This is a genomic window from Pseudomonas putida, from assembly GCF_028682635.1.
GTDB classification, from domain to species: domain Bacteria; phylum Pseudomonadota; class Gammaproteobacteria; order Pseudomonadales; family Pseudomonadaceae; genus Aquipseudomonas; species Aquipseudomonas putida_AE.
In genome coordinates, this window is record NZ_JANHLK010000111.1 from 1 (window position 1) to 354 (window position 354).

A 354-nucleotide genomic window follows, 5' to 3' on the forward strand; every position below is an offset into this window, starting at 1 on the left:
GTCAGCATCGATTTCCGCCTGAAAAGCCGCTATGTCGACGAGCAAGCCAAAGACCTCGACGACGCGCTGGCCCGCATCGCCAAATACACCGCTGAAGGCAAGGCGATCTCCATCGCCCTGCTGGGCAACGCGGCAGAAATCCTGCCTGAACTGGTCAAGCGCGGTGTGCGCCCGGACATGGTCACCGACCAGACCAGCGCCCACGACCCGCTCAACGGCTACCTGCCAGCCGGCTGGACCTGGGAGCAGTACCGCGCTCGCGCCCAGACCGAACCTGCTGCCGTGATCAAGGCCGCCAAGCAATCGATGGCCGTGCACGTCAAAGCGATGTTGGACTTCCAGAAAATGGGCGTA

The 354-nt window shown here is 63.0% G+C and carries 1 pseudogene; it reads left to right on the plus strand.

Features of this window, described 5'->3' with window-relative positions:
- A pseudogene (locus tag NPS56_RS31085) lies at positions 1-354 on the plus strand (urocanate hydratase); the annotation flags it as partial.